General features: G+C 49.2%; 21 protein-coding genes. 12 read left to right on the top strand and 9 right to left on the bottom strand.

Going from position 1 to position 20,833, the window contains the following annotated elements; all coding sequences use genetic code 11:
• The first annotated feature begins 29 nt into the window (after nt 1-29).
• The 10 genes from BLQ88_RS32695 to BLQ88_RS32650 all read left to right on the top strand — a co-directional run bounded on the left by BLQ88_RS32695 (nt 30) and on the right by BLQ88_RS32650 (nt 8,720).
• On the top strand, nt 30-743 hold the full coding sequence (locus BLQ88_RS32695; protein ID WP_090157233.1) for an NUDIX hydrolase: 714 nt from the start codon (nt 30-32) through the stop codon (nt 741-743).
• Between the two features lie 95 nt (nt 744-838).
• Nucleotides 839-1,408: a MarC family protein gene (locus BLQ88_RS32690; RefSeq protein ID WP_090157232.1), complete on the top strand. Its 570-nt coding sequence runs from the start codon at nt 839-841 to the stop codon at nt 1,406-1,408.
• Between the two features lie 54 nt (nt 1,409-1,462).
• A complete protein-coding gene (locus BLQ88_RS32685) occupies nt 1,463-1,927 on the top strand; it encodes a pyrophosphohydrolase domain-containing protein (RefSeq protein WP_090157231.1) in 465 nt (154 codons plus the stop codon).
• Nucleotides 1,928-1,957: 30 nt separating this feature from the next.
• Nucleotides 1,958-3,193: a peptidase T gene (pepT, locus tag BLQ88_RS32680; RefSeq protein ID WP_090157230.1), complete on the top strand. Its 1,236-nt coding sequence runs from the start codon at nt 1,958-1,960 to the stop codon at nt 3,191-3,193.
• 107 nt (nt 3,194-3,300) lie between these two features.
• Nucleotides 3,301-3,930 carry a ribonuclease H1 domain-containing protein gene (locus tag BLQ88_RS32675; RefSeq protein WP_090157229.1) on the top strand — a complete coding sequence of 210 codons (630 nt, stop codon included), beginning with the start codon at nt 3,301-3,303 and terminating at the stop codon, nt 3,928-3,930.
• A gap of 8 nt (nt 3,931-3,938) precedes the next feature.
• On the top strand, nt 3,939-4,661 hold the full coding sequence (locus tag BLQ88_RS32670; RefSeq protein WP_090157228.1) for a tRNA1(Val) (adenine(37)-N6)-methyltransferase: 723 nt from the start codon (nt 3,939-3,941) through the stop codon (nt 4,659-4,661).
• A 60-nt stretch (nt 4,662-4,721) separates the two neighbouring features.
• Nucleotides 4,722-5,693 carry a glycosyltransferase family 2 protein gene (locus tag BLQ88_RS32665; RefSeq protein ID WP_090157285.1) on the top strand — a complete coding sequence of 324 codons (972 nt, stop codon included), beginning with the start codon at nt 4,722-4,724 and terminating at the stop codon, nt 5,691-5,693.
• 60 nt (nt 5,694-5,753) lie between these two features.
• Nucleotides 5,754-6,365 (top strand): inorganic pyrophosphatase, encoded by a 612-nt coding sequence (locus tag BLQ88_RS32660; RefSeq protein ID WP_176885180.1) that lies wholly within the window; start codon nt 5,754-5,756, stop codon nt 6,363-6,365.
• 122 nt (nt 6,366-6,487) lie between these two features.
• Entirely contained in the window at nt 6,488-8,083 is a 1,596-nt protein-coding gene (locus BLQ88_RS32655; protein WP_090157227.1) for a peptide chain release factor 3, read from the top strand.
• 58 nt (nt 8,084-8,141) lie between these two features.
• Nucleotides 8,142-8,720 carry a PDDEXK family nuclease gene (locus BLQ88_RS32650; RefSeq protein ID WP_090157226.1) on the top strand — a complete coding sequence of 193 codons (579 nt, stop codon included), beginning with the start codon at nt 8,142-8,144 and terminating at the stop codon, nt 8,718-8,720.
• Between the two features lie 71 nt (nt 8,721-8,791).
• Here the strand turns inward: BLQ88_RS32650 and BLQ88_RS32645 are convergent, their stop codons facing one another.
• From BLQ88_RS32645 to BLQ88_RS32630, 4 genes are all read right to left on the bottom strand, one after another.
• The gene (locus tag BLQ88_RS32645) at nt 8,792-9,157 is read right to left on the bottom strand and encodes a DUF4890 domain-containing protein (RefSeq protein ID WP_090157225.1); all 366 of its coding nucleotides are present in this window, start codon (nt 9,155-9,157) and stop codon (nt 8,792-8,794) included.
• Nucleotides 9,158-9,218: 61 nt separating this feature from the next.
• Nucleotides 9,219-9,974, bottom strand: coding sequence for a DUF3307 domain-containing protein (locus BLQ88_RS32640; RefSeq protein WP_090157224.1), 756 nt, complete (start codon nt 9,972-9,974; stop codon nt 9,219-9,221).
• A gap of 5 nt (nt 9,975-9,979) precedes the next feature.
• Nucleotides 9,980-10,612: a SatD family protein gene (locus tag BLQ88_RS32635; protein WP_229212964.1), complete on the bottom strand. Its 633-nt coding sequence runs from the start codon at nt 10,610-10,612 to the stop codon at nt 9,980-9,982.
• 105 nt (nt 10,613-10,717) lie between these two features.
• The gene (locus tag BLQ88_RS32630) at nt 10,718-11,014 is read right to left on the bottom strand and encodes a hypothetical protein (protein WP_090157222.1); all 297 of its coding nucleotides are present in this window, start codon (nt 11,012-11,014) and stop codon (nt 10,718-10,720) included.
• 117 nt (nt 11,015-11,131) lie between these two features.
• Between BLQ88_RS32630 and BLQ88_RS32625 the strand changes: the two genes are divergently transcribed.
• Together BLQ88_RS32625 and BLQ88_RS32620 are read left to right on the top strand one after the other, a co-directional pair.
• Nucleotides 11,132-14,170 (top strand): amidohydrolase family protein, encoded by a 3,039-nt coding sequence (locus tag BLQ88_RS32625; protein ID WP_090157221.1) that lies wholly within the window; start codon nt 11,132-11,134, stop codon nt 14,168-14,170.
• 30 nt (nt 14,171-14,200) lie between these two features.
• A complete protein-coding gene (locus BLQ88_RS32620; RefSeq protein WP_090157220.1) occupies nt 14,201-15,505 on the top strand; it encodes an amidohydrolase family protein in 1,305 nt (434 codons plus the stop codon).
• 95 nt (nt 15,506-15,600) lie between these two features.
• Here the strand turns inward: BLQ88_RS32620 and BLQ88_RS37435 are convergent, their stop codons facing one another.
• The 5 genes from BLQ88_RS37435 to BLQ88_RS32600 form a co-directional block, all read right to left on the bottom strand.
• Entirely contained in the window at nt 15,601-15,735 is a 135-nt protein-coding gene (locus BLQ88_RS37435) for a PIN domain-containing protein (protein WP_143016988.1), read from the bottom strand.
• Nucleotides 15,717-15,917, bottom strand: coding sequence for a hypothetical protein (locus BLQ88_RS32615; protein ID WP_090157219.1), 201 nt, complete (start codon nt 15,915-15,917; stop codon nt 15,717-15,719). Before BLQ88_RS32615 ends, BLQ88_RS37435 begins: the two co-directional genes overlap by 19 nt.
• 43 nt (nt 15,918-15,960) lie before the next feature.
• Nucleotides 15,961-16,800 (bottom strand): CvfB family protein, encoded by an 840-nt coding sequence (locus BLQ88_RS32610; protein WP_090157218.1) that lies wholly within the window; start codon nt 16,798-16,800, stop codon nt 15,961-15,963.
• Nucleotides 16,801-16,848: 48 nt separating this feature from the next.
• The gene (locus tag BLQ88_RS32605; protein WP_090157217.1) at nt 16,849-19,254 is read right to left on the bottom strand and encodes a TonB-dependent receptor; all 2,406 of its coding nucleotides are present in this window, start codon (nt 19,252-19,254) and stop codon (nt 16,849-16,851) included.
• Nucleotides 19,255-19,487: 233 nt separating this feature from the next.
• Nucleotides 19,488-20,819: a TolC family protein gene (locus BLQ88_RS32600; protein ID WP_090157216.1), complete on the bottom strand. Its 1,332-nt coding sequence runs from the start codon at nt 20,817-20,819 to the stop codon at nt 19,488-19,490.
• Nucleotides 20,820-20,833: the final 14 nt, after the last annotated feature.

Genomic DNA, 20,833 nt, shown 5'->3' with positions numbered 1-20,833 from the left:
CAAATCCACTCACCTGCGACTTACTAGTTGTGCGATTAGATATTTTAAAGCAATACCAGGCCCAGACCAAATGTCTGGTCGCGCTGGATTCGATTATTTTTGGTTTTGATGGCGAAGAGCTGAAACTGTTACTGGTAAAAAGGGGCATTGAAGACGAGCACCACACCTGGTCGCTGATGGGCGGTTGGGTACAGCCTGACGAAAGCCTCGAAGGCGCGTCGTCCCGCATTCTTTTTGAATTGACGAACCTTACCGACATTTACCTCGAACAACTTTACACTTTTGGGAGTCCCCAGCGCGACCCGGTTGAGCGAACGGTATCTGTCGCTTATTTTGCATTGATCAATGTAGAAGACTACGATCACAAGATTTCCAAAAATTACGAAGCGCAGTGGTTTTCGATGCAGGAGCTGCCCAAACTCCTTTTTGATCACGGTGTGATGGTCGATATGGCGATCCAGCATTTGCGCTACAAGGCCTCGCAGCACCCGATCGGTTTCGAGTTATTGCCCGAAAAGTTTACGATTCCGCAGTTGCAGAAACTCTATGAAGCGATTTTCGGAACGGAGCTCGATAAGCGTAATTTTAGTCGTAAGTTGTTATCAACCAATTTGTTGGTGAAACTGGACGAAAAGCAGAAAGGCTATTCCAAAAAAGGTGCATTCTTTTATAAAATCGACGAGGAGAAGTATAAAAAGCAGTTCAATACATTCCTGAACTTCCTGCCGGGAAGCGCTTCCTGATCCCGCTGATTTTCATGGCCGGAGTCATTTTAGGTTGTGTAAGCAGTCGGTTTTGAGCAACTTTGCGGGATAGAAACACCCCAAAGTGTAAGCCCATGTTCAATTTCAAGGAAATTATCTCCGTCACGCTGATCCTCTTTTCGGTGATCGATGTGCTTGGCTCATTGCCGATTATCGTCGATTTCCGGCGGAAGCTGGGCAAGATCGAGTCGGAGAAAACGACTATCGTGGCGGGGGCGATCATGGTGACATTTCTATTTTTGGGGGAACGATTGCTAAGTCTTTTCGGTGTGGATATTGCCTCTTTCGCCATTGCCGGTGCCATTATCCTGTTCCTGCTCGGACTGGAAATGATTTTGGGACGGGATATTTTCAAGCATGGAAGTGTAGATGTCGGTGTGGCGTCCATTGTGCCCATTGCATTTCCGATGATCGCAGGAGCGGCTACCATGACTACCCTGCTGTCCCTCCGTTCGACATACCAGATCCAGAATATCCTGGTCGGCATCGTGCTGAACCTCTTTTTTATTTACCTCGTATTAAAATCATCGAACTGGCTGGAAAGGAAGCTCGGACAGGGCGGTACGGATATTCTTCGCAAGGTGTTCGGTATCATTCTGTTGGCGATTTCTATCAAGCTCTTCAAAACCAACCTTTCGATGTAAGTGGCACCACGATGCTACATTTTGAGTAAAACAAATTTTTAAAACCATATAACAATGCAACAACTGGATAGCCTTAATCAAGTCGCGGATTTTCACAGAACTTTCAAACACCCGATCCTGGAAACGCCGACGATTCCCTCCGAAGAAAGAAGCCGCCTGCGCGTGGCATTGCTGGCCGAGGAGTTGAAGGAGCTGGAAGTTGCAATCCTGGAAAAGGACATCGTGGAAGTGGCCGACGCACTTTGCGACCTGCAATATGTATTGTCCGGTGCGGTGCTGGAATTCGGTCTTGGCGAGAAGTTTCGCACGTTGTTCGACGAAGTGCAGCGCTCGAATATGTCGAAAGCCTGCAACTCGGTGGAAGAAGCCGAAGCGACAGTGGCGCATTATCAGGCGAAGGGCACCGAATGCTATTTCAAAGAGGATAATGGCAAATACCTCGTGTACCGCACCGCCGATGACAAAACTTTGAAGAACATCAATTACTCACCGGCCGACCTATCGTCGATCATCGGTTAATCGTATTTCAAAAACTTCAATCGGTTCATTATGAGCTCTGTTCTCGAACGATTCCTGCGTTACGTGCAAGTCGATACGCAGTCGGACCCTAATTCGGAGACATTCCCGAGTACCGCCAAGCAACGGAATTTGAGTAACCTGCTCGCCGAGGAGCTTCGCGCATTAGGCGTCGCGGACGCGCACGTGGATGCGCACGGGTACGTGTATGCGACGATCCCTTCGAACTCCGATAAAACGAACATTCCGGTGATCTGCTTCTGCTCGCATGTAGATACTTCGCCGGATGTGACGGGGGAAAATGTGAAGCCGATCGTTCACCGGAATTGGAACGGTTCGGACATTATCCTGCCGGACGATAACTCGCAGGTTTTGAGAACAGGTGAGTTGCACGATCTCGATCAGCAGATTGGAAACGACATTGTTACAGCTAGCGGTACCACTTTGCTGGGTGCTGACAACAAAGCCGGGGTGGCAGAAATCATGGCTGCCGCCGAGCATTTGCTTGCAAATCCGCAGCTTAAACATGGTACCATTAAAATTCTTTTCACACCAGACGAAGAAGTAGGAAGAGGTACTGAAAAAGTTGATTTGCAGAAACTGGGAGCTGATTTTGGCTACACGGTCGACGGTGAGGCGATTGGTACATTAGAAGATGAAACATTCTCGGCCGACGGTGTGAAAATCACCATTCACGGCGTGAGCACCCACCCGGGCTACGCGATAGGCAAGCTGGAAAATGCATTGAAAATCGCTGCCGAAATACTCGCAAAGCTTCCGAAGGACAAACTTTCACCGGAAACCACGCAGGATAAGGAAGGTTTTATCCACCCGGTGCAAATGGAAGGCATTCAGGAAAAAGCGGTTCTGAGCTTCATCATCCGCGATTTTACAGAAAAAGGCCTGCATGAAAAAGAGGCATTGCTGAAAAGCATTATGGAGGAGGCTTTGAAAGTATATCCTAACTCTTCCGCTGAATTCAAAGTGCAGGAGCAATACCGGAACATGAAGGAAGTGCTCGACCAGCATCCCGAAGTGATCCAAAATGCATTGACGGCCATGGAGCGTGTCGGCCTGAAACCCATTCAACGCAGTATCCGCGGTGGTACCGACGGCTCACGGCTCTCATTCATGGGCCTGCCGTGCCCGAATATCTTCGCAGGCGAACACGCATTCCACTCGAAACTGGAATGGGTTTCGGTGCAGGATATGGAGAAGGCGGTGGAGGTGATTGTGGAATTGGCGCTGGTTTGGGAGAATAATAGTTAATGAGTGAATGAGTCAATGAGTGAATGAGTGAATAGCATTAAGAATATTCACTCATTCGCTCATTCACTCATTCAAAATTCGCTCATTTAAAATTGACTCATTTAACATTGAAAAAGACCAAATACTACGTCGTCTGGCAGGGCCGGAAGACTGGCGTTTTTACGGATTGGAAGGAATGCGAGGCACAGATTAAGGGCTTCGAGGATGCACGCTATAAATCTTTTGATTCTTTGCAGGAAGCGGAAGCGGCCATTCAGCGGAATTACTGGGAGTTTGTGGCCAAAAAGGATTCCAAACCAGCTGTACAGGAACCGCCTGCTAATGTGGGACGACCGATTAAAAACAGCATTGCCGTGGATGCGGCGTGGAATACCGCTACGGGCGATATGGAATACCAGGGTATGTACTATGCAACCGGTGACCGCATTTTCCTGCAAGGCCCATTTAAGGATGGTACTAACAACATCGGCGAGTTCCTGGCGATCGTGCACGCATTGGCCTATTTGCAAAAGAAAGAGAGCGATTTGCCAATCTATACGGATTCAAAAACGGCAATGGCGTGGATAAAAAAGAAGCACGCGAATACCAAACTGGCTTTGACGCCCCGTAACAAGCCGTTGTTCGAAATGCTGCAACGTGCTGAACGTTGGCTCGCGACAAATACTTACCCTAATAAAATATTGAAGTGGGAGACGGAATATTGGGGGGAAAACCCGGCTGATTTTGGACGAAAATAATAGATAAAATGCCTCGTAACGCCCATTTCCGGTTCAAGCAGTTTACCGTACGGCAGGACCAATGCGCCATGAAAGTATGTACCGACGCCTGCGTGCTGGGTGCGTGGGCGGATGTGGAGGATGCCGACCGCATTCTCGATATCGGTGCCGGAACCGGGCTGCTTTCGCTCATGGTCGCGCAGCGTAACACGTACGCGATGATCGACGCGGTGGAGATCGATGCGGAGGCATTTTATCAGGCGGGCGAGAATGTGGAGCAAAGCCCCTTTCACGATCGCATTACGTTGTTTCATTCGGCTGTGCAGGAATTCGTGTCGGACCATTTGTACGATGTGATTATCACCAATCCGCCGTTCTTCCAGTCGGACCTGCTTTCGCCGATTGATAAAAAGAACATCGCGCATCATGCCAAATCCCTTGATTTTGAGGAGCTGCTGACCGCCATCGCACGGCTTTTGAAACCGGAGGGTAAATTCAATATTCTTTTTCCGGTTGACGAAGGCGAACGCTTTGCCGGGAAAGCAGAAAATGCGGGCTGGAAATTGGCACGAAAGCTGACATTGTTTCACCAGGAAGACAAGAAAGCATTCCGGTTGCTCATGCAGTTTCAGCGAGCTGAATTTGCTCATAATCTGACGGTTGAGCCGGATTTATACATTTATGAGAAGGATGGTACTACCCATGATCCGCGTTTCAGGGAACTGCTAAAAGCTTTTTATTTGAAATTTTGATCAGGAAAAACACGAACTTTGCGGCAAATTACCGGCAAAGCATTGTCACTGAAACCGTACATGACCGACCAAGCTATCCAGATTTCCGTTGTTATCCCGCTTTATAATGAAGAAGAGTCGCTTCCTGAGCTCTGCGAGTGGATTGCGAGGGTCATGGATGAAAATCATTTCACGTACGAAGTGCTTTTGATGGATGATGGGAGCAAGGACCGGTCGTGGGAAGTGATAGAGCGGCTTTCGCAGGAAAATCCAAATGTGCGGGGGATGCGTTTTGTACGGAATTATGGCAAGACTGCCGCATTACAAACCGGTTTTCAAGCTGTAAAGGGCAATGTTGTGATCACAATGGATGCCGATTTGCAGGATAGTCCGGACGAAATTCCGGAGCTGTACAATATGATCGTCGGTGATCGTTACGATCTGATTTCGGGCTGGAAAAAGAAACGTTACGACCCAATTACGAAGACCTTACCCACGAAGCTTTTCAACGCGGCTACCCGCAGTATTTCAGGGGTTTATTTGCATGATTTCAATTGCGGCCTGAAAGCTTACCGCAGGGAAGTCGTTAAGAATATTACTATTTATGGAGAGATGCACCGGTACATTCCGGTGATCGCGAAATGGAATGGTTTTACGAAGATCGGTGAGAAGGTGGTACAGCACCGGGCCCGTAAATACGGTCACACAAAATTCGGCCTCGAACGGTTCATTTTTGGCTTCCTGGATTTGCTTTCGATCGCCTTTGTGAATAAGTTTGGACGGAGACCGATGCATTTGTTCGGCAGTCTGGGAACCCTTATGTTTTTTCTTGGAAGCCTTATAGCTGTGTGGCTTATCGGGAAAAAGATATATAACATTTACAATTTATTGCCCTACCGGAATGTTACGGAAAACCCGCTGTTCTTTCTGGCACTCGTAGCGATTATGGTAGGCTCTCAATTATTTCTCGCAGGATTTTTGGGTGAATTGTTTGTGAAGCAATCTGTTTCAAAAACAGGGGATTACACTATTGCCGAAAAGGCAGGATTGTAAGAAATCAAGATCAGTATTCAACGTATTTAAGTTTAAAAGTTATTACCTATTACACAACTAATGATCGCTAACGTACACAAAGCACATCCGTGGCACGGAATTCCGATGGGTGACAAAGCACCCGAACTAGTGACTGCATTTATTGAGATTGTTCCTACCGATACCGTAAAATACGAAATTGACAAGGCCACCGGTTACCTCAAAATCGACCGCCCTCAGAAATATTCGAACATCGTTCCCGCATTGTACGGCTTCATTCCCAAAACCTATTGCGCCGACAAGATCGCTGCATTGGCGCGGGAACGTTCCGGTCGCGATGTGACCGAGGGCGATGGTGACCCGCTGGATATCATTGTATTATGCGAAAAAATCATTTCGCATGGTAACATCATGTGTGAGGCGAAGCCTATCGGCGGTATCCGTCTGATCGACGGCGGCGAGGCGGATGACAAGATCATCGCCGTGCTGAAAGGCGACGAAGTTTACGGCCAGTTCGATGATCTGAGCCAACTGCCGGAAGGGATCGTGGAACGTCTGAAACACTACTTCCTGACTTACAAAAACCTGCCTGGTGAGAAAGCGCATATCGAAATTACCAATGTTTACGGTAAGGAAGAGGCGCACGAGGTGATTCTTACCTCGGTAGAGGATTACAAGCATTCCTATTATTGAGCCGACGTATTTGTAACGTCAGCTGACGGAATTTAGAGCCGCTCCTGCTAGGGGCGGCTTTTTTTAATTCGTATCTTTGCGCAAATTTTGACCAACCATTTGGCACTCGCTGCCAGGCATATATGAGTAATTTACAAGAGATTAAGAAGCGCCGCACGTTCGCGATTATCAGCCACCCCGATGCCGGGAAAACCACATTGACCGAAAAGCTGCTCCTTTTCGGAGGTGCGATCCAGACGGCGGGCGCGGTAAAGTCCAATAAAATCAAGAAGACCGCGACGTCCGACTTCATGGAGATCGAGAAGCAGCGCGGTATCTCGGTGGCGACATCGGTAATGACGTTCGAATACAAGGATCTGCTGATCAACATCCTCGATACCCCGGGTCACAAGGACTTTGCCGAAGATACTTACCGCACATTGACCGCGGTGGATAGCGTAATCCTCGTGGTGGACTGCGTGAAGGGCGTCGAAGAGCAGACCGAGCGGTTGATGGAGGTTTGCCGTATGCGCAATACGCCGGTGATCGTGTTCATCAACAAGCTCGACCGCGAAGGGCAGAATCCATTTGAACTGCTGGATGAGCTGGAAAGCAAGCTCAATATCCGTGTTCGTCCGCTTACCTGGCCGATCAATATGGGTGCCAATTTTAAAGGTGTTTACAGCTTGTATGAGCAAATGCTGTATTTCTTTAAGATCAATAAAACCAAAATTGAAGCGGACGTTGCGAAGGTGAACCTGGAAGACGAAAAGCTGGAAGAGTTGCTAGGAGAAAGGGATGCCAATCAGCTGACGGAGGATGTGGAGTTGGTAGAAGGCGTTTACGATACATTCTCGGAAGAAGCTTACCAAAAGGGCCAGCTCGCGCCGGTATTCTTCGGAAGTGCGATCAATAACTTCGGTATCAAGGAGTTGCTGGATACATTTTGCGACATTTCGCCTATCCCGCAGCCGCGCCCGACGGATGTACGCGAGGTAGAACCTACCGAACCGAAATTCACCGGTTTTGTATTTAAAATCCACGCCAACCTCGATCCCCGTCACCGCGACCGCATTGCGTTCCTGCGCATTTGCTCGGGAAAATTCGAACGGAACAAATTTTATAAGCATGTGCGGCTAGGCAAGGATGTGCGTTTTTCCAGCCCATTTACATTCATGGCTTCGGATAAGAGTGTGATGGATGAGGGCTTCCCCGGCGATGTGGTAGGTTTGTATGATACGGGTAATTTCAAAATCGGAGATACATTGACCGAGGGCGAAAACCTGCAATTCTCCGGCATTCCCAGCTTCTCGCCCGAGATCTTCAAGGAGCTGATCAACATGGACCCGATGAAATCCAAGCAATTGGAAAAGGGTATCCAGCAGCTTACAGACGAAGGTGTTGCGCAGCTCTTCACGCTGGACCTTGGCAATAGAAAAGTCGTAGGTACCGTTGGAGAACTTCAATTCGATGTAATCCAGTACCGCCTCGAACACGAATATGGTGCTAAATGTCGCTGGGTACCGATGAATATCTCCCGCGCCTGCTGGCTCACCGCCGACGAGAAGCCGGCTATGGACCAGTTTATCCGCCTCAAAGGCAACCAAATCGCCTACGACAAGGACCGCAACCCAGTTTTTCTCGCCGAATCTGAATGGATGATCCGCATGAACCGCGAAAACAACCCGGCCATTCACTTCCATTTTACATCGGAATTCAAGACGGAAATGGCGCTTTGAGACTGATTTTGAGTTAGGTAGCTTTTATTATATTTGATTAAATCAAAATGATAAAAGTATGTCACTTGCGAAAATCGATCCTGAACTGATTTTTGAAGAACTCGACGGACACTCGCTTTGCTATAAGGGCTATAAGGATGTGTTAGACGGGGTGAAATCTTTGGAGGAGATTACAGGAAATGGCATTTTTAAGGCACTTGTCACAAGTATTACCAGCTGGTATATTGCAGAAATACTGCGAAATGAACCATATTGGGTGCTTTGTAACGAGGCCGGACTGCACATTTCACACGGAAACAACCTGGTTACCGATGTTGTGGTTTTTGATAAGGCGTTGATTAAGGATGTTTTCTCAAATAAATATGCGGATGTGCCGCCGAGATTAGCTATCCAGGTTGACGTAAAAATCGAGGCAGACCACTTTTCCGACGAGAATGCTTACATGTTCCGCAAGAGTGAAAAGATGTTAGAATTCGGCACTGAGCGTGTAATCTGGATTTTGACAGAAGATCGTAAGATTATGGTAATGGATCGCTCGCGTGAATGGTCGTCTTATGAATGGAGTGAGATGGTTCCTGCTTTTGATCAGTACCAGTTCTGTCTGAATAATCTTTTGGAGGAAGAAGGAGTTATCTAAGCATATTTTACTACACAAAAAGCTGCCTCACGCATATGAGGCAGCTTTTTGTGCTTTTCAGGCTATCGGTTTTAGTTTCTCGGTCCTCCGCCGCCACCGCCACCGCGGTTATTCCGGCGGTCTTCGAGCCAGGTTTTGTATTTTTCCTGCTGTTCTACGGTCAGGATCTTGCCGATTTCGGTGTTGAATGTTTCCATCGAAGCCCGCATTTGCTCGCGGTCCATGTTTTGAGCGTCGCGTAGTTCCTGCATTTTCTTGGCGCGGGCCAGGCTGAGGTCGTATACCTTTTTCTGCTGATCATCCGAAAGTTTGAGGTTTTCGGTCAAAGTTTTGGTTTGGTTCTCGGCGCGCTGCTCGGGCGTAGCGTTTCCGCCGCGCTGCGCGAAAGTTGTGAAGCTTACAAAGGCCAGTAAGATGGCCAGCAATGATTTCCTCATGGTCAAAAAAGTTTAGATACCCGGATTAGATGTAAAAACTGGGGTCGAGTTTAACCTGCTACTACTTAAATTTTTGGCTGAGTATCTGAACCGCCAATGCGACGGCAATGGCACAGGTGTAGCTCATCAGTGTTCCTACCAGTACATACTCCGATTTCTTGCTGATATAAGCCGGCGGAATGCCCGGTTCGGTCGATTTGTCGTTGTACCGCAATAGTGATTTGGCCGCGATCAGAAAGCCAATAGCGGAGTATTGATTCACCAATACAAAAACAAAAATGAGCAAGCGCTCGGACATACCTATCCAACGGCCAGCATTTGCGAGGTTATCGTCGGCTCCGGGGGCGAGTTTGCTGAGTTCTTCCCGCCAGGGTTTGGTAAGAATGCCCACCAGGAATGAAACAGGCGATAGCGAAAGCAATGCTCCGGATAACCTTGCCAGTGTTTTTGGGGTATTGAACCATGTCATAAATGCTTCAAAGCCAAGCGTTATGTTGCTTGTAAGCACAAGCGCGGTAAGTGCAATGGTGGCCAGATGCGCCGCCTGGTCGGCGATGAACCAGGTGAGCGATCCCTTCCTGTCGAATGAGATTTTAACAAGATCGATGGCGCCATGTGCAATGCCTAATGCAATGGCTGGAAAAGGGTTTTTCCATTGATGCAGGGCAATGTAGGATACAACTATGACCAGTAACGTGTGGAGATACAAATAGCGGGATTTGTATTTTTTCTCCTTTTTGTCTGTGACCCATCGGGTGGGTTGCCAGTAAAAATCTACGAGAACGTGTGCCAGAAGCAACAGCAGAAATTCTGTCATAATATTTAGCGTTTGGTGTATAGTGATAATTGCTTTGGAAAGGTAGCAATAAAACTGTCAATTGCCCACCATTTGGAAGCCGCAACCCGCTGACTTGCTGCCGACTGGCTGATAGATAACATCTCGGCGATCTGTGTTACATTTTTGCCCAGCAACAGCGCTTCAATCACCTGGCTCTGCGCGGCCGTCCAGCTCTCGATGACCGTTTCAAGTAAATCCAATGTCGCCGATAAAGGCTCCGATGGCTTGGGTAATGCGATGCCGATCCGGGCTTTTTGTTGACGGATCTTGTCGGCCAGGTGCCCCGAGAGCCTGAATGCTTCGCCATCGGAGGTGCCGGGGCGGTCGGTAAGTTGTTCTGTATGGCCGATGCCGATGGCTATGCGCATATCCGCGTTGGGTGCGTGCTTGCGCATACATGCACGTGCGAGAATAGCCATGCGCATTACCTGATCGGTGTTTTTTAATACCGCCTGGAAGCTGTCCCCGCGGTATATTTCAGGTTTGAGCGCCCATTTAAAAGCCGGATTTTGGTGCAAAATAGCCAATGTTTCTTCCAGCCAAACAGTCGCATCTTCACGCGAAAACTGCGTATAATTCACCATATCGGCAGTTATGACCGCTCGGAACGCTTTCATGGACATAAGGTTTTTTACTTATAATTATCAAATATAAGGTAAAAGCCTTATATTTTAATTATATAAGCTAAAAACCTTATATTGGTCATATATAAGGTAAAAACCTTATGCCTTTTGCAGGAACGTATTGGCCAGATGCGCCCATTCTTCTTTTAGGCTTCCTCTAAATACTTCTGAACCAGCACGTCGGTACCAATATCCCGCATTGAAAGTATCGCCTTCCACGCGATGGAGATAGGCGTGAAGGCGGTCGTAAGCCTGCGTGCCTTCCTGGCTTTGTGCAATGTTATGGGCTGCTTCCCAATCGCCATTGGCGTCGTGCCAAAGCGCCTCGAGAAGCACGGAAATGCCTTTGGGCGGTGCAGGCTGTGAAACCGACTCCTGGAATTGTTCGAATGTCATGGTGGCTGGGATGATGTTGAATAACAGTGAAAACAACCGCAAGATACGCCTCAGAGCCCTGATTTACCGATTTTACTTGTATATTGTAAGGCACAATTGTAATTAAGACAACAATATATGTTTAAACAATTATCAACGATATTAGGCTGCATGACGCTGGCGGTGTATTGCCACGCGCAGGAGACCTTCCCGAGAAATGGTGCTTATGATGAAAGGACAGGGCGTTACGCATTCACGAATGCCACGATCGTCGTAGATCCGAAAACGACCATCGAAAATGCGACAATGCTGATTGAAGACGGGGTGATCCGGGAAACGGGTAAGCAGGTCAAGATTCCTTCCGGTACGGTGACCGTCGATCTGAAAGGAAAATTCATTTATGCATCGCTCATCGAATTGGATTCAGATTATGGAATGCCGGAGGTGAGAAGGGCGCAGGGCGGCGGCGGACGGCAGACTCCCCAGTTGGAATCGAACAAGAAGGGTGCATTCGGCTGGAATCAGGCCATTCAGCCTGAAACGGATGCCAGCATGCTCTTCACGCCGGATGCGAAAAAGGCGGGCGACTTGCGGAAAATCGGTTTCGGAACGGTGCTGGTGCATTCGCATGACGGCATTGTGCGCGGAAACGGTGCGCTTGTGACCCTCAGCGACGAACCCGCGAACAAGGCAATGCTGAACACCAAAGCATCGGCGCATTTCTCGTTCGGGAAAGGAAGCTCAGCGCAAACCTACCCGTCGTCGGGAATGGGCGTGGTAGCGCTTTTAAGACAAAATTACTACGATGCCGACTGGTACGCGAAAGGCGGGAGCAAAAAAGAAACCAACCTGTCGCTCGAAGCATTCAACCAGATCAAAGGGTTGCCTTCGTTCTTTGAAGGCGGGGATAAATACAGCATCTTGCGGGCCGATAAAATCGGGGACGAGTTTGGAATACAATACATTATCCGCGGCGGAGGCGATGAATACCAGCGCATTCGGGAGATTAAGGAGAGTAAGGCAACATTGCTGCTGCCGCTGGTATTCCCCGATGCCTATGACGTGACCGATCCGTGGGATGCGGAAGTGGTGACCATGAGCCAGCTGAAACACTGGGAGCTGGCGCCGCGGAATGCCTCCGAGGTAGCCAAAGCCGAGATTCCCTTTGCATTGACTACCGTAGGATTGCGTAACAAAGCCGATTTCTGGAAAAACCTGCGGACCGCCGTCGATTATGGTTTGCCGAAGGACAGGGCATTGGCGGCGCTGACTACGCTTCCGGCTTCGCTCATTAAGGCCGACAACAAGATCGGGAGCCTGAAACCGGGGATGCTCGCGAACTTCATCATCACCTCGGGGGATTTGTTTTCAAAAGACAATGTGATTTATGAAAACTGGGTTCAGGGCAAGAAATTCGTACTTACCGCGCTGAATGCGCCGGATATCAGAGGTACTTACTCGCTTTCGCTGAACAACCAGCCTGCCGGAAAATTGCAGATTACCGGCTCGCCCGAAAAACCGGAGTATAAGATTGTGGTACAGGATTCCATCAAGATCACTCCCAAAGCGATCCTCGCTGACGCATTGCTGACATTGACCTACCAGCAAGATAAAAAAGTGGGCGGAACAACACGCCTCACCGGCTGGATCAGCGGAAACGGGCTGAGCGGAGAGGGGGTACTGCCGAACGGGACCGTCATTCCATGGAATGCTACGCTGGCAGAAAAGCATACCGCCGTTGCAGCGGCCGACACCACGAAGCCTAAAAGCATCGAAACCGGGCCGATCGTATACCCATTTGTAGGCTACGGAAACGAAACAATTCCCACGAAGGAAACCGTCCTGATCAAAAACGCGACGATCTGGACCAACGAGAAAGAAGGCATCCTGCAAAATGCCGACGTAATTGTCCAGAATGGGAAGATTACCAAAGTAGGGAAGGGGCTGGCAGCACCATCCGGTGCCAGAACAATCGACGGAACGGGTAAGCACCTTACCAGCGGCATTATCGACGAGCATTCGCATATCGCGCTTTTCAGCATCAATGAAGGCGGGCAATCCAGCACGGCCGAGGTGCGTATGAGCGATGTGATCAACCCGGATGATATTAACATTTACCGCCAGTTGGCGGGGGGCGTTACTGCCTCGCATTTGCTGCACGGATCGGCTAACTCGATCGGCGGGCAGAGCGCGATGATCAAGCTGAAATGGGGTGCGAACCAGTCGGAAATGCTGATACCTGAGGTAAAAACAATCAAATTCGCATTAGGAGAGAACGTGAAGCAGTCGAACTGGGGCGATGTGCAGCGCGTGCGCTTCCCGCAGACGCGCATGGGTGTGGAGCAGATCTATTTTGACCATTTCCTGCGCGCGAAAGAATATGCTGCAAGCTGGAAAAGCTACAATGCAAATGCCAAAAAGCAGAATGCGGCACCACCACGCCGAGACATAGAGCTCGATGCGCTGGCTGAAATTCTGGGTAACGAACGTTTTATCACCTGCCATTCCTACGTGCAATCGGAGATCAACATGCTAATGCACGTGGCGGATTCATTGAACTTCAAAATCAACACATTTACCCACATCCTCGAAGGTTACAAACTGGCCGACGGCATGCAGAAACGCGGTATCGGCGGCTCCACATTTGCCGACTGGTGGGCCTACAAAATGGAGGTGAAAGAAGCGATCCCGTACAATGCGGCATTGATGTACCACGAAGGTGTAACCGTGGCGATCAACTCCGACGACGCCGAAATGGCCCGCCGCCTGAACCAGGAAGCAGCCAAAACGGTGGAGTATGGCGGTGTACCGGAAGAAGAAGCCTGGAAAATGGTGACATTGAACCCCGCAAAATTGCTCCACGTCGACGATCGGATGGGAAGTGTGAAACCTGGTAAAGACGCCGATCTGGTGCTCTGGAACACGAGTCCTCTTTCAGTATATGCACGCCCCGACTTCACGATGGTGGAGGGTGCCATTTATTTTGATCGGAAAAAGGATGAGGAGAAACAGAAATCCATTATTGTAGAACGCGAAAGGCTGATCCAGAAAATGCTGGGCGAGAAGGCGGAAGGCAAGCCTACCCAGAAGCCGGAAGCTACTAAGCCGCATATGTGGCATTGCGAAGATGTGGTAGGCATTCACGCGGAGCACGCTCACACCGATGCCGGCAAGTAATACTGTTTCAAGACTTTCAAATTGATTCTTATGAAAAAATATAAACTGATCGCCGGTATTTTGCTTGGAATAGCAGCCGGAGTACAGGCGCAAAATCCGGCCCCGGCAAAGCCGCAAACTAAACCGGTGGTACTCACGGGCGCTACGATTCACATAGGGAATGGACAGGTGATTCAAAATGGCGCCATTGCATTCGACAAGGGCATCATCACACAGGTAGGGCCGGCGGCCTCGGTAACCAGCCCTGCCGGCGCTGAAACCGTGGATGTGAAGGGAAAGCATGTTTTTCCGGGCCTTATTTCATTGAATACGACTGTCGGGTTGCAGGAAATCGCATCTGTAAGGGCAACGCTCGATTACTATGAAGTAGGGCAGATTAACCCTCACGTGCGCGCACTCGTGGCTTATAATACCGATTCGGAAGTGATCCCGACATTGCGTGGAAATGGTATCCTGCTGTCGCAGGCCGTTCCGCAAGGTGGCGCGATCTCCGGTTCGTCATCGGTGTTTTACAGCGACGGCTGGAACTGGGAAGATGCCGTTTTGAAAAAAGATGATGGTATATGGCTAACCTGGCCGCCGTTTCTGGCCGGGAATTTTGACAATGAGACTTTCACTTACAGCGTCAAGCGCAACGACAAGCGTCAGGAAGCGATCGATCTTTTCAAAAAGACATTCGCGGAGGCCAAAGCATATGCGGAAATTGCCAACCCGAGCCCGATAAACCTTCGCCTGGAAGCGATGAAGCCGCTTTTTGCTGGTACTGCAAACCTTTACATCCGTGCGGATTATGCGAAGGATATCATTGAATCCATTCGTTTTGCACAGGAAGCGGGCGTGAAAAAAATCGTGATCGCAGGTGGCAATGAAGCCCATAAAGTGACTTCTTTTTTGAAAGAGAATCAGGTTCCTGTAATTATCAACACCACTCACCGGCTGCCGGATGGCGTAGACGAGAACGTTTACCTGCCCTACGAACTGCCCGGATTGCTGCACAAAGCGGGTGTGAAAGTAGCAATCACTTACGCCGACGAATGGTGGCGCACGCGGAACCTCGGCTTTCTGGCTGGCACGGCTGCCGGTTTCAGCGGTGTAACGCCCGAAGAAGCATTGCAATTTGTAACGCGTAATGCCGCCGACATTATCGGCGCCGGGCAGCAGGTAGGAACGCTCGAAAAAGGCAAGCAAGCATCACTACTCGTCTCCGACGGCGATATCCTCGATATGCGCGGCAATATGGTCCAAATGGCTTACATCCGCGGCGGCAAAGTCAATCTGGACGACAAGCAGAAACGGCTTTATGAGAAGTATAAGGACAAATATGGCAAGAAGTAAATAACCTGAATGCCAATAGGTCAGGAATTGAAAAGCCATCCGTTTTGTAGCGGATGGCTTTTCAGTTTTTATTTGGATTGATGTATTTCAAAATTTCAACCTTCCGTAATCAGCGAGATGATCGATTCGTTGTCCAAAATCCCGTCCATCAGCATTAATCCGGACTGAGGTAATGTGGCATTCAGATACTTAATAACAGCACTGGTGTCGATTAGATATCTCTCCTCCATTCATTTCTAAGTGTGTTTAATTGAGAATCAATTTCCTGATTTGTCATCGGAGATTTGATTTGTTTTCGCAACTCCGAAAGCGGTTGCCGGTTTCGAATCACCTTGATCAAATGCATTTCTTCCATATCCAATAGAAGCTTCATGGCTTTATCATCAGTGATTTCTATTTCAATGGTTTTCATGTTTTGACCGGTTTATTTGATCTTAATTTACAAAAATATCCAATCAATCCTGCCCAATCAGGTAAATCCCATCATCCGCAATGCGGATAATGCCCTGCTTGTACAAGCCGCCAATCGCTTTTTTGAAGACTTTTTTACTTATTTTTAACCTATTATAAATATCCTCGGGTGACGAGTTGTCGGAAAGGTTCAAAAAGCCCTTTCCTTTTTCTATTTCTTCCAGAATCTGCTTCGCTACCGGTTCTACCACTTCATAGCCAGTCTTTTGCAGGCTGATATCGAGCTTGTTTTCTTCGCGGATCTTTTTGACATAACCTTTCAAAGAATCTCCAATCTGCAACGGTTGAAACACTTCGTTCGCGTAAATGAGGCCTTTGTGGTACTGGTTTACGACGACGTTGTAGCCTAAATCGGTTTTTTGCCATACCAGCAAATCCACTTCATCGCCTTCCGCAACGGTGAGGCGATCGCTTTCGAGGAATTTGTCAATTTTAGCGGAGGCCAGCAGGCGTTGCGATTTCTGGTCGAGGTAAAGGAACACGACGTGCCATTCACCGATCTCCATTGGCTTTGGCTGCTCGCGGAACGGGACGAAAAGATCTTTGATCAGGCCCCAGTCCAGGAACGCGCCGTATTCGGAAACATCCTTCACTTCCAGGAATGCAAACTCGTTGCGGATGATTTTGGGCGTTTGGGTGGTTGCTACGGGCCGATCTTCCGAATCGAGGTACACGAATACCTTGATCTGGTCGCCGACTTGCATATCGTCCGTAATATATTGGTTGGGAAGCAGTACTTCTTCACCTTCCACATCGCTCAGGAACATCCCTACGCTGGTAACCCGCTCGATGGTCAGGTAATTGTATTTTCCGATAAATAGCATTATTCAAATAACGAGGTTCGGATACAAAGGTAGTGCATTCACGCCGATTTACTCTTCGTCGTTCATTTCACCTTGCCTATCCGTTCTCTCCTTCTCTTTCGAGCGGTTCAGCCGGTAGGATAATGTGACGAGAAACTGCCGTGGCCGCCATTGGAACACCGAATAAGAATAGTAGCCCGCATTTTCGGTAATGCTCCGGCGTTTCTGTGAATTAAGTAAGTCGCGGACGCTGGCGGTAAGCGTGCCGCGGCCTTTGAGAATGTCTTTAGATAAGCCGAGGTCGATGAAATAGATCGACAGATCCTTGCCCTGTGTCGTGCGGCGCGGTGCGCGGTAGTTGAACGACGTCTGGAAATCCACCGCACCGAACAGCGTAATGCGAGACGATAGCCGACTGGTCCAGGAATAAGTGTCGCTTTTGTATAGTTTGTCGTTATAGTAACCCTCATTCATCGCCCGGAAAATATTGGCGTTGGCTGTCAGTTTCCACCAGGGCGCCGGATCGTAGGTAAGGTTAAATTCGAAACCATACGAGTCACCGGTCGACAGGTTGATAGGGGTAATGGTGGTAAAACCAATAGAATCGACGGACGTGATATTCTCCACCACACCCAGCCTGTGACGGTAGTAAATGCTCGAAAGGAGCGTTCCCTTATTCATATTCAGCAAATGCCCGGCCTCGAACGAATGCGTAAACTCGGGATTCAGGAGCGGGTTACCTGCGCGGAACACGCGGGAGTCACTGAAATTGGAAAAGGGCAGCAGGTCGCGGAAATTGGGCCGGCTCAGACGGTAGCTGTAACTAAGCTGCAATGTCTGGGCGTCTTGCAGCTTGTAGGATAAATGAATGCTCGGGAATACATTGAAATATTGCCGGTGATTTGTTTTAGCGGTCTTTTTCAGTTCGGTCAAAATATCGGTATACTCGCCGCGCAGACCAGCTTGCACGAAAACCTTTCCAAACTGGTTGCTCGCCATCAGGTAGGCGGCGTGTATTTTCTCGTCGTAGGCCAGGCGGTTGTCATAATCGGGCAAAATGACCCAGTAATCGGGCCCTTGCGCCTGGTGCACGGAGAAATCATTGTCCAGCAACCGGATGGACGTTTTCAAACCGGCTTCAATCTTGCCTTCTTTACCGAACGGGTGAATGTAATCCAACTGGGCGAGGAAATTCTTTTCGTCCTCGGTATTATAAGAGCGCTGACGGATATCGACCGTATTGTTATCGGCAACTTCATGGTATTTCGAGGCCTCCGTTTCGTCGCTGAGAATGTATTTCGCGTCGAACGACAAGCTTTGTCCTTTTTTCTCAAAAGTCTTCCTGTAATTCAATGCCGCCTCAATGTTGGTTCTGGGTTCGGTCTCGTCTTCGTTGCGCGTGACTGTGCGCGTGAGGATGTTATTCATGTCGAAATCCCGGTATTCGAGACGCGATTTGTTGTCATTCTGCGATTTCCGTACCGAAAGCGTGGCGGTAATGGTATTGTAGTTATTCAAAAAATAATCCAGGCCCACGCGGACATTGTTCGAATATCCGGCGCGGTTGCGTCGGTTGGTCTGCTCATATACAAAACTGGTGTCGGCGCTGTTGTACTCCTGCCGTGAATGCCCGCGTCCCGGACCGTCGCGGTACATCCAGCCGTAATTGGCGATGAGGTTAACCTTTTTTCTGCGGTAGTTGACATTGAAGGAAGCCCCAAAATTGGAAGGATAACCAGCCGTGCCCGTAAACGTTCCATTCAGCCCGTAGCGGATATTTTTCTTCATCACAATATTCAAAATCCCCACTTCACCTTCTGCATCGTAGCGCGACGACGGGTTGGTAATGATTTCCACGCTCTCGATCAGGTCGGCCGGAATCTGGCGCAATGCCTCGGCGGGGTTCAGCCCTACCATACCGGATTGCTTGCCGTCGATGAGAATGCGGACGTTCCCGCTGCCACGAAGCGCCACATTGCCCTCCACATCCACGGTTACCGAAGGCATATTGTTGAGAATATCCGAAGCATTACCGCCGATATTGGCCAGGTCTTTTCCTACATTGAAAACACGCTTGTCCAGTTGCAGGTCCATCTGGCTTTTTTCGCCCTGTACCACCAGTTCATCGAGCAGGCGCGAGTTCGAAGTGAGGGTGATGGTACCCAGCGCGACCGGTTGGGCCGCTACCCGCACATTAGGGATGATTTTTTCATCCATGGCGAGGAAAGTGATTTTGACCAGATAGCTGCCCGGCTCCGCGGGTATATTGAAAAGACCGTTTTCATCCGCAGTACCGCCGCCGATCAATGCGGAATCTTTCGCGGCAAGAAGCGCCACATTGGCGAATGGGACCGGCTTTTTGTCCGAATCTTCGAGTTTGCCGGTGATGGGGTAGGTTGTTGAAGGCTCATCCTGCGCGTAGAGTTGGATGCACAGGAAATTCAGGAGTGAAACGAACAGTAGTAATTTCTTCATGACGGCAATGACCACAACACCGCGCAACGCACGGCATAATGTTAGGTTGAAGGTGAGCCGGTTAGATTGAAAAGCCGGGTAAAGGTTTAATGACTTTTTAATCTTTTATGGGAAAAATTACGTGCCAGCACCGCTACTCCTGCGAAATCGTTAGCTGGCTCATCCGGACGGGATTAATCTGGAAATCGATGCACGGTTTGGGGAAAGTTTTTGGCCAAACCGTGCCTATGGCATTATTGTAGCGTATTGCTGAGCCTTTTCAGCTCAATCTCAGCAGATTTGGCGGCAAAGTTCAGGTTGATGAGCCGGTAACCGGCTTCTTCAAAACTGCGTTGCGCTTCGCGAACGTCGATAATTGTTGCTTGGATCAGTTCGAAACGTTGCAGGGTAAGGTCGAGCAGTTGCTTGCTCAGCGCGTAGTTTTTCTTCTGGTTTTCGAGCTGTTCGATGGAGCTCTGGTAAGTCTGGTACATTTTCACGGCACTGGCACTGTAATCGCGGAGCAGTGTGCTTCTTTGCAGTTCAGCCGTTTTCGTATCGATTTCGGCGGCCTGCTTCTGGCGTTTGAATGCCGAGCCGTTGTAAATAGGAACAGCCAGCGAGAGTCCCGCCTGCGGACCGGCCACCCGGTTGAGCAATGTAAGACCCGCTGCCGTCTGGTTGCGGCTGAAATTATAAGCTGCATTGAAACGAACCGTAGGATAACGGAGCGCAGCCGTTTCTTTTACAATCAGTTCATTGATTTTAATTTGATGATCCGCTGCTTTAATATCCGCATTGGAGGCCAGCTTGTCTACTATGGACGCGAGTTGCAAGTTGTTATCCACTGTAATCGTATCCTTAATGGTCAGGGCCGATTTCGGATCGAGCGTGAGCGTGCGGAGCAGTTCTGTTTTAGCTACCTGCGCTACCATTTGCTGGTTCAGCAGCGTCTGGTTGAGTGTATTCAAATCGATTTCTGCCTGGAAAATATCCGCATTGTTGGCCATTCCGGCTTCTTTCCGCACCCGCAGGATTTCGAGACGCTTTTCGGATGCAATAATGGATGTGCGGATCGTATTGATATAACTCAGCTGCCGCACCACATCGTAATAGCTCGTCGTGACCAATGCGATCGTGTTCTGAATTTGCGAGTTAAGTACTTCGGAACTTTGGTATTGCAGTTCGGCCAACCGCTTTTTGGTAGCTACTACACGTTTACCATTGTACAGGAGCATTCCTACGGCAAGGTTCGCCTGCGTGTTGTTACCGGCAGCGGCGTTACGGCTGATCTCAACACCGGTATTCAGTTTCTGATTTACCTGGGTGATCTGCTCCGTATTCGTAGCATTCAGGGAGACGGTCGGCAGACCGCCAGCTACGCCATAGTTGTTCATGATGGTATTGGCATCGACATTATTTTTGGCAATCTCGATTTCGTAGCTGTTTTTGAGAGCGGTAGCCACTGCCTGTTCGAGCGTAAGCGCGAGCGTATCGGCGGGAACGCCCGCCCAGGCGGAGCCTGAACAAAGCAGAAGTAATAGGAATGCGTAATTGTATTTTTTAAGAAAGGTGAGCGAGCCCATGTAAAAAACAATAG

This window comes from Dyadobacter soli (assembly GCF_900101885.1).
Taxonomy (GTDB): Bacteria; Bacteroidota; Bacteroidia; order Cytophagales; family Spirosomataceae; genus Dyadobacter; species Dyadobacter soli.
This window is presented reverse-complemented; position numbering and strand designations above follow the sequence as displayed.